Origin of the sequence: Microbacterium sp. TPU 3598 (genome assembly GCF_002356155.1) — a bacterium.
GTDB classification, from domain to species: Bacteria; Actinomycetota; Actinomycetes; order Actinomycetales; family Microbacteriaceae; genus Microbacterium; species Microbacterium maritypicum_A.
This window is the reverse complement of sequence record NZ_AP017975.1, coordinates 2689540-2703408: the sequence shown is the minus strand read 5'-3', so window position 1 is coordinate 2703408 and position 13869 is coordinate 2689540. Positions and strand designations below refer to the sequence as shown.

Here is a 13869-nt window from a genome sequence, read left to right as displayed (position 1 = left end):
CGGGGTCCCGATCCGCGCCACGTCCTGCTCAGGATGCGGGTCGCAGCAGTCGGTCGAGGAGCGCGAGCGCTTCGTGCTGCGGTGCGGTCTCGTCGAGCAGCCACTGCGTCTGCAAGCCGTCGGATGCCGCGACGACGAGGGCGGCGACCGCATCCGGGTCGATATCGTCGCGGATCCGGCCGTCCTCCTGCTGGCGACGGACGACGTCGGCGAGTCGGGCGCGGAGGCGGCTGAAGCGACCGGTGGCGAACGTGCGGGCCGCCGGGTGTCCCTCTTCGAGAGCGGTGGCGACGAGGGTCGAGTAGAGCTGGACGAGGCCGGGGATCGCGCGGTTGGTCCGCGCGGATTCGATCATCATCTCCACCGGTGTCGCATCCTCCGGGGGAGAGCTGGACTGACGGGACGGGACCGTGCTCTCCTCGTAGACGGCGACGAGGAGCTCTTCCAGCGAGCCGAAGTAGTGCGTGAGCGCCGCATGGGTGACCCCGACCTCGCGAGCGATCGCCCGCAGGCTCGTGCGGTCCGCGCCGCGCTCGGCGAAGACCTCGATCGCGCGATCGAGGATCTCCTGTCGTCGAGCGATCCCCTTGGCGTACGCGCCGCGTGGGCGGGGAGGATCGGCGTGATCGGACGTGTCGGGGGGCATGTGGCGAGTCTAGTCAATCAAAACTTCCGCATGGAGGTATTTGGTGATAGCGTGCCTGCACGGGACAGCGGTCCCGCCACGTCACCGATGACCGAAGGAGCACGACCGATGACGATTCGGACTTCCCTGCAGCTGTTCACGATCAAGGACGAGCTGGAGGCCGACCTCGAATCCTCCCTGGCGGCGGTCGCCGCCCGCGGATTCACCGCCGTGGAGCCCTATGACTTCGTCCGCCGCGCCGAGCCCCTCGCTGCCGCACTGTCCACCGCCGGGTTGGTCGCCCCGTCCGGCCACGCCTTCCTGGCGTCGGAGTCGTTCGTGAACCCCGACGGCAGCGGCACCACGGTGCCGGTGCCGTCACCCGCTGAGGTCTTCGCCGCAGCGAAGGTGCTCGGCATGGACACGGTCATCGATCCCTACACCGAGCCCGCGCGCTGGGAGTCGGTCGAGCAGATCGAGCAGACCGCGCGACTGCTGAACGAGGCGGCGGAGATCGGTGCGACCGTGGGCGTGCGCGTCGGATACCACAACCACGCACACGAGCTGGAGGCCGAGTTCGACGGCGTCACCGGATTGGAGGTCCTCGCGGGCCTCCTCGACGAGCGCGTCGTGCTCGAGGTCGACCTGTACTGGGTCGCCCGCGGCGGCGTCGACCCCGTCGCGCTGCTCGAGCGTCTGGGCAGCCGCGTCGTGGCCGTGCACGCCAAGGACGGCACGCTCGACCCCGCGCTCGCCGGCGCCTACCCGCCCGCCGACCAGGTGGCCGCGGGCGAAGGATCCGTTCCGCTCGTCGAGGCCATCGCCGCGGCTCCGGCCCTCGAGCTCGCGATCGTGGAGTTCGACCACTACGAGGGCGACCTGTTCGACGCCATCGAGCGCAGCCGGGTGTACCTCGACGAGAAGGTCGCCGGCTGATGGCGGTCGGCACCCGTTCGTTCGAGGACGGCCCCGTCGGCGTCGGCATCATCGGCGCCGGGAACATCAGCGATCAGTACCTGTCGAACCTCACGACGTTCCCGGATGTGCGCGTCCTCGCGATCGGCGACCTGCTCGAGGACCGCGCGCAGGCGCAAGCCGAGAAATACGGCGTCCCGCGCTCCGGAGGCGTCGACGCGGTGCTCGCCGATCCGGAGATCGACATCGTCGTGAACCTCACGATCCCTGCCGTGCACGTCGAGGTGTCCGAGGCGATCATCGCGGCGGGCAAGCATGTCTGGACCGAGAAGCCGATCGGCGTGAGCCGTGAGGAGTCCCGCCGACTGCTGGAGAAGGCGGATGCGGCCGGTCTCCGCATCGGAGTCGCCCCCGATACCGTGCTCGGACCGGGTGTGCAGACGGCGAAGCGGGCGATCGCGCGCGGCGACATCGGCCGTCCGCTGTTCGCGCAGACCACGTTCCAGTGGTCGGGACCGGAGATCTTCCACCCGAACCCCGCATTCCTGTACGCCAAGGGCGCGGGCCCGCTGCTCGACATGGGCCCCTACTATGTATCGGCCCTCGTGCACGTCTTCGGCCCGGTCGCCTCGGTCGCGGCCCTCGGGCTTCAGGGGACGCCGACGCGGCGTGTGCAGGTCGGCGAGTTGGCCGGCCAGGAGTTCCCGGTCGAGATCCCGTCGACCCTGAGCGTGCTGATGGACTTCGAGCAGGGAGGGCAGGCGCAGAGCGTCTACAGCACCGACTCGCCCGTCATCCGGCAGGGGATCGTCGAGATCACCGGCACCGAGGGCACGATCGTGATCCCCGACCCGAACACCTTCGGCGGCGCGATCTCGATCACCCGACCGCTCACGCGTCTGTTCATCCCACCGGAGCCCGTCCAGCAGGACATCATCGACGTCGAGCAGGAGGGTGTGCTCTCCGGCCGCGGCGTGGGGCTGCTCGACATGGCACGCTCGATCGCCGCCGGTCGCCCGCACGTGGCGACGGGGGAGTTCGGCTACCACGTGCTCGACACGCTCCTGTCGATCGAGGAGGCCGCCGAATCGCGCAGCTTCGTCGACGTCGAGAGCACGCTCGATCAGGTCGGTTCGATCGCCTCTGACTTCGACCCGTTCGAAGCGACGCTCTGATCGCAGCCGGTGGCGGCGGCGGTGGCGGCGGCGGAGGTTCGGATCACCGAGCCTTCGTCGCCACCGACCGGATCAGGGGGCAGATTCGCGCGTGCTGATCAGGCAGCGCGTCGATCAGGCGGCGGGCTCGCGCAGACGGACGAGTCGCTCGTGCCCGGTCTCCTCCAGTTCGGCGATGTCGTCGCGCGACTTCAGGAAATCGGAGAACGAGCGGTAGCCGAGGGCCTTCTCGCTGAAGGACGGATCCATGCGGCGCATGTGCGTCTTGACCGCTGAGCTGTGCAGCCACTCGTCGGCGTCGGCCTTGTCGTGGCCCAGACGCAGCGCGCGCTCGAGCAACTGGGTCGCCTCGCCCTGCTCGTCGAGCTTGGGCTCCTCGACCTTGGGTGCGGCCGCCTTCGACTTCGCCCGGCGCGGGGTCTTCGCCTTGACCGCGTCCGCGATATCGGGCACAGTCTCGGGCGCGGGCTCCGCGACGGCCTCGGCCTTCGCGGCGACGGCGGGCGCCGCCTTCACGGGGCGGACCACACCGGGAAGCGAGTCGTAGGATTCGAACTCGTCGCACGCGGCGGCCAGCGACTTGGCTGTGGAGCCCGACACTCCGACGCCGATCACGTAGCGTCCGAGACGCTTGCACCGCTGAGCCAGCGGCACGTAGTCGCTGTCGCCCGCCACGATCACGACGTGCGTGAGGTCGGGCAACCGGAACATGTCCTCGACCGCATCGACGGCGAGGCGGATGTCGGCGCCGTTCTTGGCGTAGGCGGCTGCCGGGAACAGCTGCACGAGGTCGACGGCGCGCGCCACGAGCTGCGAACGGTACTCGGCGTTCACGGGAGACGACCAGTCGGCGTAGGCCCTCGTGAGCACCAGGGTGCCGAACGAGGCCGCGTAGTCGATGATGGCGCCGACCTCGATCATCGCGCGACTCAGCCGGTCGGTGACCTCGGGATCGTTCGGGTTCTCGCTGATCCGCTGACGGTCCTTGCCGTAGGCGTTGCGTCCGTGCACGCGGTCGTACCAGGAGATGACGATGTTGTCGAAGTCGAGGTAGACGGCCACGCGGGCATCGGTGGTCTCGGCCATGATCAGACCTCCTCACGGGGATAGCGGACGCCGATCTGCGCTCTGATCTCGTCGAGAGCGCCCATGATGGCGACGCTCTCGGCGATGGGCAGGATGTCGCCCTCGAGGATGCCGTCGCGGACGAGCCGCTCGGCGGCGAGTGCCTGGTACTGCATCCCGCGGCCCTCGACCTCGGACGTGTAGGTCTCGTGAACGGTGCCGTCGGGGAGGACGACCCGGAACGTGGTCGGGCTGTACCAGACCGCATCGATGTCGATGCGGGCGGCCGTGCCGATGATGCTCGCGACGTTGGGTCCGGCGGCGCGCGACGACGACAGACTGGTCGAGATCGCTCCGCCCTCGTGCGTCATGACGGTCGCGACCTCGGAGTCGGCTCCGGTCGCCACGAGCCGGCCGACGGCGTGGAGCGTGGTCGGTGCGCCGAGGATGTCCCAGATGAAGGAGATCGGGTAGATCCCGAGGTCGAGGAGCGCGCCGCCGCCGAGCTCGAGGGCATTGAGGCGGTGGGTGGGGTCGGAGGGCAGCAGCTGCGTGTGGTCGGCGCTCACCGCGCGGATCTCGCCGAGGACGCCGTCGGCGATGAGCTCGCGGATGCGGACCATGTGCGGCAGGTAGCGGGTCCACATCGCCTCCATGACGAGCAGGCCGCGTTCGGCCGCAAGCGCCTGCAGATCCTCCGCCTCCGCGCGGTTCAGCGTGAACGCCTTCTCGGCGAGCACGTGCTTGCCGTTCTCGAGCGCGAGCCGGGCGTTCTCGTGATGCATGGGGTGCGGCGTCGACACGTAGATGATGTCGACGTCCGGGTCGGACACCAGCGCCTCGTACGAGGGGTGCGCGCGGGGGATGTCGAAACGGGCGGCGAACGCGTCCGCCGACTCCTGCGAGCGGGACCCGACGGCCACGAGGTCGAGCCCCGCGGTTCTCAGATCGGACGCGAATGCGCCGGCGATACCGCCGGTCGCGAGGATTCCCCACCGAAGACCTGTCATGGTCTCAGCGTAGGGGGTGTGCCGGCTGTGACGGACTGTTACATCCCGTGACGCCCGGCATCGGCGCCCTGGCAGCGGAGGCTCGACGGCTCCTACCGTGACGCCATGACCGAACCCCTCATCATCGGCGCCATGGTGCGCACCCTGGGCGCGTACCCCTCGGGCTGGCGGCAGCCCGGCGCGCATCGTGATCCCGCGTCCGACGCCGACATCCTGCGGCACATCGCGCGGGAGGGGGAGGACGCCGGCCTCGACTACCTCTTCTTCGGGGACTGGCTCGCCACCGGCCCGGATCTGGAGTTCCGCGACCCGTACCTGCTGGCCCGCATCGATCCCGTGAGCGCCGTGCTCTTCCTCGCGGGGGTGACCTCGCGGATCGGCCTGATCGCCACGGTCAACACCACGTACGCCGACCCGTACACGACGGCACGCTCGCTGGCGTCCCTCGACGTGCTCACCCGAGGCCGTGCCGGGATCAACCTCGTCACCGGCGCCGAGCCGCGTGCAGCGGGCAACCACGGCCGCGAGGCGCACGCCGACAACGAGTCCCGCTACGACCGGGCGGAGGAGTTCGTCGAGGCACTGCGCCGACTGTGGGACTCGTGGGGCGAGGACGCCTGGATCGCCGACGCCGACCGCGGGGTGCTGATCGACCCGGAGGCACTCCGCGCCGCCGACCTGCGGGGGACGCAGGTGCGCGTCACGGGACCGCTCAACGTCGCCCGCCCGCCGCAGGGACAGATCCCGATCGTGCACGCGGGGACATCGCCGCGCTCGAGGGCGCTCGCGGCCACCGAAGCCGATCTCGCGCTGACGGCCGCGCCCACGCTGGCCGATGCGATCGCGACCCGTCGACTGCTGCGTGACATCGCGGCGGAATCCGGACGATCGCCGGATGCGCTGAAGGTGATCGCCCCGGTGCTTCCCGTCGTCGCGGACACGGATGCCGACGCGCGACGCATCGTGGAGCGGCTGCTCGCCCTGGTGCCGCTGGCCGAGGGGCACCAGGCGGCCAGAACGGCGTTCCCGTCGAATCGCACCGTCGCCGCGCTCGCCGATGCATTCGACGTCCCGCTCGACGACCCGCTGCGCACCTCGACCTTCGACGCGCCCGTGACCTCTGCGGAGGCCCTGCGGCTGGGAGAGCGCGGCGCCGCGCTGATCGAGCGCCTCGGCATCATCGCCGGGCTGCGCGTCTCCGCATCGAAGGTCTCGGGATCGGGCATCGGGAACGGCGATCCGCTCACATGGCGGCACCTGGTCGCCGCGCATGCGGTGCCGGCGGCGTTCGTCGTGGGAGACGCGGCGACGATCGCCGACCATTTCGAGACCTGGCGTGAGGAGGGCGCCGCGGACGGGTTCAACGTGCTGTCGGCGTTCCAGCCCGCGCAGTTCGAGGCTTTCACGCGACAGGCGGCTCCCGAGCTGCGCCGTCGCGGCCTGCTGCGAGACGCGCAGGAGAGCACCCGAGCGACCCTCCGCGACCGTCTGCGCATTTCCTCGTATGTCGACGCGTGACCACGCGTGTCGCCACGCGACATCCGGAGTCGGCCACCTCGCGCCGGAGGAACCGCGATTCCTACGGTGAAGTCACCTCACCACAGCACCCGAAGCACCGCACAGCACCCGAAGCACCGCACCCGAATCCTGGAGGCCCACCCATGAACCGTCGTCTCATCCGCGCCGCGGCCATCGCGCTGCCGCTCGTCCTCGCGGGCAGCCTCGCCGCCTGCGCGTCGACGCCCGCACCGGCGAACTCGCCTGCCGAAGGCGGCGACCCCGTCACGGGAGGAACGCTCACCTACCTCGAGCACCAGGCGTACACGAACCTCTACCCGCCGCAGGCCGGCTTCTACCCGAACGGCGGCATCGTGAACAACATCGCGGCCCGTCTCACCTGGCAGAATCCGGAAACGCTCGAGATCGAGCCCTGGATCGCCTCCGACTGGACCGTGAACGACGACGCCACCGAGTACACGTTCAACCTGAACCCCGACGTCACGTTCTCGGACGGCACGGTGCTCGACGCCGCGGCCGTGAAGAAGAACTTCGACACCTACGGGCTGGGCGATGCCGAGCGGGGACTCACTGTCTCCGAGGCGATCAACAACTACGCCAGCAGTGAGGTGGTCGACGAGGACACCGTCACATTCCATTTCTCGGCGCCGTCGCCCGGGTTCCTGCAGGCGACCTCGACGATCAACTCGGGCCTCCTGTCGCCTACGACCCTCGACGGCACGATCGAGGACTTCGGTGCGGGCAACGCGGCCGAGATCATCGGCTCGGGGCCGTTCACCGTCACGGGAGAGAAGCTCGGCACCGAGTACACGCTCACCGCCCGCGACGACTACGACTGGGGCCCCGACAGCGTCGACAACGACGGCCGCCCCTACCTGGATGCCGTGCACGTGCTGATCACGCCGGAGGACTCGGTGCGCATCGGCTCGCTGCTCGCCGGCCAGGCCGACTACGTCCGCTACGTGCAGGCGTTCGACGAGGACCGCGTCGAGGCGGCCGGCTTCACGCTCTACGCCCCGCAGACCCGCGGGGTGAACAACTCGATCGCCCTCCGCCCCGAGAACCCGCTGCTCTCCGACATCCGCGTCCGGCAGGCGATCATCTCCGCCGTGGATGCGCAGGAGGTCGTGGACACGCTCTTCACCGAGAACTACCCGGTGGCGACCTCGGTGCTGTCCTCTCAGGCCCTCGGCTACAAGGACGAATCAGAGCACTACGAGTACGACCCGAAGAAGGCCGAGAAGCTGCTCGACGAGGCCGGATGGAAGCCCGGTGCCGACGGCATCCGCGAGAAGGACGGAGAGCGTCTCGCGATCACGGTCTACGAGGCCAAGCCGCAGCCCCTGTCGAAGCAGACCCTCGAACTCGTCGCGCAGCAGCTGGCGAAGGTGGGTGTCGAGCTCTCGGTCAAGCCCGGCGACGCCGGCAGCTACGCCGAAGACACCCGTGACCCGCTGAAGACCGGCTTCTACCACTCGATGGTCGGCCGGGCGGATCTCGACGTGATCAAGAGCCAGTACTTCACGAAGAACCGCGACGTGCTCATCTCGAAGGATGCGAAGCTCGACGAGCTGCTCCTCGCGGTGGCCTCCGAGCCCGACGCCGACAAGCGCGTCGCTGCGTCGCAGGCCGTGCAGGACTACATCGCCGAGCAGGCCTACGTCATCCCGCTGTTCGAGGAGCCGCAGGTGTACGGCACGGCGACATATGTGCACGGCGTCGCGTTCGAGTCGGTGGGGCGCCCGACGTTCTCCGGCGTCTGGCTCTCCGAGCACTGATCGGCATGGTGCGTCGATGAATTTCGTCCTCCGACGAGCCGGGCAGGCCGCGATCGTTCTGATCGCGGCCTTCACGGCCACCTTCTTCCTGCTGCAGCTGTTGCCGGGCGATGCGATCCTGATCAAGTTCTCCGACCCCAGCCTCGGGCTGTCGCCGGATCAGCTCGACAGCATCCGCGCCACGTACGGTGCCGACCTGCCCTGGTGGCAGCAGTACGTGCACGCAGGGCTCGGCTTCCTCGCCGGGGACTTCGGATTCTCGACGCAGTTCGGCACGCCGGTGCTGGCGATGCTCGCCGAGGCGCTGCCGGCGACACTGCTGCTCGCGTCGCTCGGACTCCTCGTCGCGCTGCTGCTGGCGGTCCTGATCGCGGGGCTCTCGTCCCTCGCGCCGTTCGCCTGGCTGCGTGATGGTCTGCGCCAGATCCCCGGCCTCTTCGTCGCCGTGCCGGTGTTCTGGCTGGGCATCCTGCTCATCCAGGTGTTCTCTTTCGGACTCGGCTGGGTGCCGATCGTCGGGGCCGACCCGGCGAGCGGGCTCATCCTCCCCGTGCTGACCCTCGCGGTGCCGATCTCGGCGCCCTTGGCGCAGGTGCTGGTCAGGGCGATCGATCAGGTGCAGGCGCAGCCGTTCGTCACGGTGGTGCGCGCGAAGGGCGCGCCGCCGCTCTGGGTGCTCACGCGCTCGGTCGCCCGCAACGCCGCGGTGCCGACGTTGACCATCGCCGGCGTGCTGTTCGGAGAGCTCGTCGGGGGAGCGGTCGTGACCGAGACCGTGTTCGGTCGCACGGGAGTGGGCAGGCTCACGGAGCAGGCCGTCACGAACCAGGACATCCCGGTGCTGCAGGGCGTCGTGCTGCTCTCCGCTCTCGGTTTCGTGGTCATCAGCTTCGCGGTCGACCTCGTCACCCCGCTCATCGACCCGCGCCAGCGGACGCTCACGCGCTCCCGCCCATCCGCCGCGTTCGCCCCCTCGAAGCCCGCACCCCAGGAGGTGTCAGCATGACCGCTCCCGTGATCGCCGAGACGAGCGTCGAGCCCGGAGCCGTGCCGGCACCGACCCCTCAGGAGCAAGCGCCGGCACCTCGGCGGCGTGGTCGTCTGCACGGCCGCGCCTGGGGCCTGTATCTGGCGCTCGCCGTCGTGGCGCTCGCCGTGCTCTGGGCAGTCATCCCCGGGGTGTTCGCCCCCGGCGACCCGCTCACCGGCGTACCGGCCGACAAGCTGCTGCCGCCGAGCGCCGCCCACTGGTTCGGAACCGACACCCTCGGACGCGACCTGTTCGGACGCGTCGTCCATGGCGCGGTGCATTCGCTCTCCGGCGCGCTGATCGCGGTCACGGTCGGCCTCGCGCTCGGCACGGTGCTGGGCGCGATCGCCGGGGCCGTGGGCGGTGCGGTCGATGACGTGCTCATGCGCGTCGTCGACGTGCTCCTCGCGATCCCCGGCCTCCTGCTGTCGCTGTCGGTCATCATCCTGCTCGGATTCGGCACCGTCAATGCCGCCATCGCGGTCGGTCTCGGCAGCGTCGCCGCCTTCGCCCGGCTGATGCGCGCCGAGGTCGCCCGCGTGCGGCGCACCGAGTACGTCGAGGCGGCCTTCGGCAGCGGCGCCACCTTCTTCGCGGTGCTGCGTCGGCATGTGCTGCCCAATTCGCTCACACCCATCGTGGCGCTCGCTGCGCTGCAGTTCGGCACCGCGATCCTGGCGATCTCGACTCTCGGTTTCCTCGGCTACGGCGCCCCGCCGCCCACCCCGGAATGGGGGCTGCTGATCGCCGAAGGACGCAACTACGTGGGGACCGCCTGGTGGCTCACGGCACTTCCCGGTCTCGTCGTCGTCGCGGTCGTTCTCAGCGCCAACCGCATCAGCCACCGCATCGGAAGGGGGACGCGATGAGCGTTCTGGCTGCGACGGATCTGCGGATCTCCTACGGGGGTCGCGAAGTCGTGCACGGCATCTCGTTCGAGATCGAGGAGGGCGAGACCCTCGCGCTCGTCGGCGAGTCGGGATCGGGCAAGTCCACGACCGCTCATGCGCTCCTCGGTCTGCTTCCGGCCGGCGGGAAGGTCGATGGCGGGACCGTGGCACTCGGAGACCTCGACATCTCCGGATGGACCGATCGCGCGCTGCGGGGCATCCGCGGCGCGGAGATCGGCCTCGTGCCGCAGGACCCCACGACCTCGCTCGATCCGGTGCGTCCGATCGGCGCGCAGGTCGAGGAGATCCTGCGCCTGCACGGACACCGGGACCGGCGTTCGCGTCGCGCGCGTGCGATCGAGCTGCTCGACCGCGTCGGCATCGACGATCCGGACCTGCGGGCGCGCCAGTACCCGCACGAGCTCTCCGGCGGTATGCGGCAGCGCGTGCTGATCGCGACCGCGATCGCCCTGCAGCCGCGCCTGCTGATCGCGGACGAACCGACCAGCGCCCTCGATGCCACCGTGCAGCGCAAGGTGCTCGACCTGCTCGACGAGCTGCAACGTGAGGAGGGCACCAGCATCCTGCTCGTGACCCACGACCTCGGTGTGGCCGCCGATCGCGCGGAAAGGCTGGTCGTGCTCAAAGACGGCCGGATCGTGGAGCAGGGCCCGAGCGCAGTGGTGCTCGCTGCGCCGTCCGCCCCGTACACGCGGCAGCTGCTCGCCGATGCTCCTGCATTCACGACCGGATTCCGCCGCCCGGAGGCGCCGCCGTTCCTGCGGGACGCGGCGGCCGTCGCCGCGGAGAACCCCTATGCGATCGTGGCCGAGGGGCTCGTGAAGGAGTTCCGCGTCGCGGGGCGCGAGCGCTTCCGCGCGGTCGACGACGTCTCGTTCCGCGTGCGTCGGGGCACCACTCACGCTCTCGTCGGGGAGTCCGGGTCAGGCAAGACGACCACGGCGCGGCTGGTCACGCGCTTCCATCAGCCCGACGCCGGCACGATCGAGGTCGACGGCGAAGACGTGACCCACGCGAAGCGCGAACAGCTGCGCGCGCTGCGCCGACGCGCGCAACTCGTCTACCAGAACCCGTTCGCCTCGTTGGATCCTCGTCAGCACATCATCGACATCGTGGCGGAGCCGCTGCAGAACTTCCGCGTCGGATCGAGCGCCGAGCGCCGAGAACGGGCGCTGGCCCTCCTCGACCGGGTCTCGCTCCCGGCCGACGTCGCGAGGCGCACTCCGCGCGAGCTCTCGGGCGGCCAGCGACAGCGCGTCGCGATCGCCAGGGCGCTCGCGATCGATCCGGAGGTCGTGGTGCTCGACGAGGCGGTGTCAGCGCTGGACGTGACCGTGCAGGCGCGCATCCTCGAGCTGCTCACCTCGCTGCAGTCCGAGCTCGGGCTCACGTACCTGTTCATCTCGCACGACCTCGCGGTGGTGCGCAGGATCAGCCACACGGTCTCGGTGATGCGTCGTGGCCGGATCGTCGAGGAAGGACAGACGGAGGAACTCTTCCGCGACCCGCAGCACGACTACACCCGGGAGCTGCTCGCCGCTGTCCCCGGACGAACGGAGACCGTCGTATGACCACCGCACCCACCGTCGCCTTCTTCACCCGCCTGCTCGACGACGCTGCACCTGTCGAAAGGTATGCGCTCGCGACCGCGCAGATCCAGCAGGCCGAGCTGCACGGGATCGGGAGGGCCTGGGTCGCCCAACACCACTTCCACGCGGCCGAGGGCGGGCTGCCGTCCCCTCTGGTGTTCCTCGCCCACGTGGCCGCCGTGACCCGCGGCATCCGGCTCGGAACCGGGGTCATCACCCTGCCGCTGGAGGATCCGGTGCGGGTGGCCGAAGATGCCGTGGTCGCTGATCTGCTCTCCGGGGGGCGCGTGGATCTGGGACTCGGCAGCGGGGGGACACCGTCGTCGTTCGTGCCGTTCGGGGAGGACGCGCGCGACAAGGCGCCGACGTACGACCGCAAGCTGCGGACGCTCCTCGACGGCCTCGCCGGACGCGACATCGGGGCGGGCAACACGCTCTACCCTGACGCCGGAGACCTCGCCGACCGCATCTGGCAGGCCACGTTCTCGGCGCCCGGCGGGCACCGCGCAGGAGTGCACGGGCACGGTCTGCTGCTCTCGCGCACGCAGCCGCGCCGCACCGACCACCTGCGTGCACCGCTGTCCGAGCTGCAGGATCCGATCATCGACGCGTACCTCGATGCGCTTCCGGCCGGGGCGGAACCGAGGATCACCGCGTCGCGGACCGTGTTCGTCGCGGACGACCGCGCCGAGGCACTGCGGTTCGCCGAGGTCGGGCTGCGCCGGGCAGCGGAGGGCTTCCGTCGACAGGGGCAGACCATCCCCGGAGACAGCATCGACGAGTTGATCGCCGCTCTCGACACGCACCTGGGCACGCCCGAGGAGGTGGCGGAGTCGCTCGCCGCCGACACCACCCTCGCCCGCGCGACCGAGGTGGCCTTCCAGGTGCACTCGGTCGACGCCCCGCACGAGCACGTGCTGCGATCCATCGCCCTCTTCGCCGATGAGGTCGCGCCGGCCCTCGGCTACGCACTCAGCCCTTCCGCCCCAGACACCCTCACCATCAAGGAGAACGCATGACCGACGACATCGTGGACCGCATCGTGGAGGTGACGCCGGAGCTGGATGCGCTGCGCCGTCGTCGGCCGGTCACCCGAGAGCAGTTGCAGGCGAGCTTCGACGCACTCTTCCGACCGGTCACGGTCGAACACGTCTCGCAGGCGGAGCGCGAGCTCGTCGCCGCCTTCGCGACGGGGCTCGCCGGAGCGGATGACGCGACCGCGGTGTTCTATGCCGACCGCGCACAGGACGCGGATCCGGAGACCGCGAGCGTCGTGCTCACCGAGGCCGACGGCGCGGCCGTCAGCGGACCCTTCGGCGTGTACACCGAACTGGGTCTGCAGGAGGAGAACACGGAGGGGGAGCGGTACGTCCCCTCCGACGCGGTCACCGCGGTCATCGGTGAGCGCCTCGCCGCCGCCCTCGCACACACGCACCTGCTCGTGTTCCGGCCCCGCGAGGCCTCGGGAGCCGACCTCGGGCGGCTGCTCGACGCCGGGTGGTCGACCGACGGGATCGTGACGCTGTCGCAGCTGGTGTCGTTCCTCGCCTTCCAGCAGCGTGTCGTCACCGGACTCCGCGTGCTCGGGGCCGCGGGGCTGGCGGCCGCTCCCGATACCGCCGTCTCCGAGGAAGAGGAAGCCGCATGACCATCGAACAGACCGTGCTCCGGCACGACGACGCCCCGCACCCGCACGCCTTCACCCGCGGGGAGGTCGGCTGGGTCCCGCACCTGGACCCCCTCGCGGAAGACGAGCTGACCGCGCGGCACTACGACGGTCTCGTCGACGCCGCACGGGCGAAGAACGACTACTTCCGACTGCTCGCCCGCGACCCCGAGGTGCTCAGGGCGCGGACCCTCGTCGACAAGGACATCTTCTACAACGCGGCCGAGGGGCTCCCGCGTGCCGACCGCGAGCTGGCGGCCACGGCGGCATCCCGCCGCAACGGCTGCGTGTTCTGCGCGTCGGTGCACTCGCGGTTCGCCGCACACCACAGCAAGCGCGTCGACGACGTCGACCTGCTGCTCGACGAGGGCGTCGATGCCGACCTGGGCGAGCGGTGGAACGCGATCGTCGCGGCATCCGTCGCGCTCACCGATGCCCCCAGCGCATTCGGCGAGGAGGAGATCGGGCGGCTGCGCGCGGCAGGGCTCGACGATCTGGAGGTCGCCGACGTGATCCACGGTGCCGCGTTCTTCAACTGGGCGAACCGGCTGATGCTGTCGATCGGACGGCCGGTGGCGCCGGCCTGA

General features: G+C 70.3%; 13 protein-coding genes. 10 read left to right on the top strand and 3 right to left on the bottom strand.

The window, feature by feature from the left end; all coding sequences use genetic code 11:
- Positions 1 to 28: 28 nt before the first annotated feature.
- The gene (locus MST3598_RS12750; RefSeq protein ID WP_029259583.1) at positions 29 to 646 is read right to left on the bottom strand and encodes a TetR/AcrR family transcriptional regulator; all 618 of its coding nucleotides are present in this window, start codon (positions 644 to 646) and stop codon (positions 29 to 31) included.
- Between the two features lie 108 nt (positions 647 to 754).
- On the opposite strand from MST3598_RS12750, the gene MST3598_RS12745 reads away from it, so the two are divergent.
- Together MST3598_RS12745 and MST3598_RS12740 are read left to right on the top strand one after the other, a co-directional pair.
- Positions 755 to 1561, top strand: coding sequence for a sugar phosphate isomerase/epimerase family protein (locus tag MST3598_RS12745; protein ID WP_029259584.1), 807 nt, complete (start codon positions 755 to 757; stop codon positions 1559 to 1561).
- Positions 1561 to 2715: a Gfo/Idh/MocA family protein gene (locus MST3598_RS12740; RefSeq protein ID WP_029259585.1), complete on the top strand. Its 1155-nt coding sequence runs from the start codon at positions 1561 to 1563 to the stop codon at positions 2713 to 2715. The genes MST3598_RS12745 and MST3598_RS12740 overlap by 1 nt, the downstream gene beginning before the upstream one ends.
- Before the next feature lie 114 nt (positions 2716 to 2829).
- Here the strand turns inward: MST3598_RS12740 and MST3598_RS12735 are convergent, their stop codons facing one another.
- Positions 2830 to 3801 (bottom strand): NYN domain-containing protein, encoded by a 972-nt coding sequence (locus MST3598_RS12735; protein WP_029259586.1) that lies wholly within the window; start codon positions 3799 to 3801, stop codon positions 2830 to 2832.
- Positions 3802 to 3803: 2 nt separating this feature from the next.
- Complete coding sequence (locus MST3598_RS12730; protein WP_029259587.1) at positions 3804 to 4790, bottom strand: Gfo/Idh/MocA family protein; 987 nt, start codon at positions 4788 to 4790, stop codon at positions 3804 to 3806.
- A gap of 105 nt (positions 4791 to 4895) precedes the next feature.
- Between MST3598_RS12730 and MST3598_RS12725 the strand changes: the two genes are divergently transcribed.
- The 8 genes from MST3598_RS12725 to MST3598_RS12690 all read left to right on the top strand — a co-directional run bounded on the left by MST3598_RS12725 (position 4896) and on the right by MST3598_RS12690 (position 13869).
- The gene (locus MST3598_RS12725; RefSeq protein WP_021199934.1) at positions 4896 to 6308 is read left to right on the top strand and encodes an NtaA/DmoA family FMN-dependent monooxygenase; all 1413 of its coding nucleotides are present in this window, start codon (positions 4896 to 4898) and stop codon (positions 6306 to 6308) included.
- Positions 6309 to 6451: 143 nt separating this feature from the next.
- Entirely contained in the window at positions 6452 to 8086 is a 1635-nt protein-coding gene (locus MST3598_RS12720) for a TIGR04028 family ABC transporter substrate-binding protein (protein ID WP_029259588.1), read from the top strand.
- 16 nt (positions 8087 to 8102) lie between these two features.
- Entirely contained in the window at positions 8103 to 9092 is a 990-nt protein-coding gene (locus tag MST3598_RS12715) for an ABC transporter permease (protein WP_021199932.1), read from the top strand.
- Positions 9089 to 9985, top strand: coding sequence for an ABC transporter permease (locus MST3598_RS12710; RefSeq protein WP_021199931.1), 897 nt, complete (start codon positions 9089 to 9091; stop codon positions 9983 to 9985). The genes MST3598_RS12715 and MST3598_RS12710 overlap by 4 nt, the downstream gene beginning before the upstream one ends.
- Positions 9982 to 11598, top strand: a complete 1617-nt coding sequence (locus MST3598_RS12705; protein WP_029259590.1) for a dipeptide ABC transporter ATP-binding protein — start codon at positions 9982 to 9984, stop codon at positions 11596 to 11598. Before MST3598_RS12710 ends, MST3598_RS12705 begins: the two co-directional genes overlap by 4 nt.
- Positions 11595 to 12635, top strand: a complete 1041-nt coding sequence (locus MST3598_RS12700; protein WP_029259591.1) for a putative FMN-dependent luciferase-like monooxygenase — start codon at positions 11595 to 11597, stop codon at positions 12633 to 12635. The genes MST3598_RS12705 and MST3598_RS12700 overlap by 4 nt, the downstream gene beginning before the upstream one ends.
- Positions 12632 to 13264, top strand: coding sequence for a CMD domain protein (locus MST3598_RS12695; RefSeq protein WP_029259592.1), 633 nt, complete (start codon positions 12632 to 12634; stop codon positions 13262 to 13264). The genes MST3598_RS12700 and MST3598_RS12695 overlap by 4 nt, the downstream gene beginning before the upstream one ends.
- Complete coding sequence (locus MST3598_RS12690) at positions 13261 to 13869, top strand: alkylhydroperoxidase domain protein (protein WP_029259593.1); 609 nt, start codon at positions 13261 to 13263, stop codon at positions 13867 to 13869. Before MST3598_RS12695 ends, MST3598_RS12690 begins: the two co-directional genes overlap by 4 nt.